Source organism: Haloarcula sp. Atlit-47R (assembly GCF_003665985.1).
In the GTDB taxonomy this organism is placed as follows: Archaea; Halobacteriota; Halobacteria; order Halobacteriales; family Haloarculaceae; genus Haloarcula; species Haloarcula taiwanensis.
Window position 1 is genome coordinate 1 of record NZ_QPLQ01000027.1, and the last position, 604, is coordinate 604.

A 604-nucleotide genomic window follows, 5' to 3' on the forward strand; every position below is an offset into this window, starting at 1 on the left:
GATCGTCCATCGACTGAATCGACAGGTGTGCCGACCGCGTGCCCGCCTGTTGCATCGACCCGCGGGTCTTCTCGAACTCTCGGCGTCGATGGCTCATCTCGTCGGCATTCCCGATGAACGCGCCTGTCGACGTCACGGCGAGCGAGCCGTCCACGTTCAGATCGACGCCAAGGACTGTTCTGTGCTTGGCGTCTTCAGAAGAAGTCGTAGACTGCTCTTGCTCGTCTATGGTTCGGCGCATCCGTGCGTGGAGATAGAACTCCGACGTAGAGCGGTCGTACTGCAACGTTGACATCCGGAACTCGTAGTCCTCGTTCAGCAGATACTCGCCAATCGGCGTTCCCTCAGTTTCGCTGGGAATCACGTAGTCGCACTCAACGCGACCATTTACTGTCGAGAGCGAAACGTGGTCGCGGTGGAACGTCGCAGAGCGTTTGTCGTAGACGACGCTCCACGCTTTGAAGTACGGTTGACTGGTGTTGTCACCTTTCTTGAGTCGGGCGACACCGCTTTTTGTGGCCTCGATAGCGCGTCGAATCCCTTTCTGTACGAGGTTTGCCGTCAACTCCGTCTCGTTGCGGAGTCGTTCGTAGAGGACGTTCTC

General features: G+C 57.8%; 1 pseudogene. It reads right to left on the reverse strand.

Annotated elements, in window-relative coordinates:
- A pseudogene (locus tag DVK00_RS20680) lies at nucleotides 1-604 on the reverse strand (RNA-guided endonuclease TnpB family protein); the annotation flags it as partial.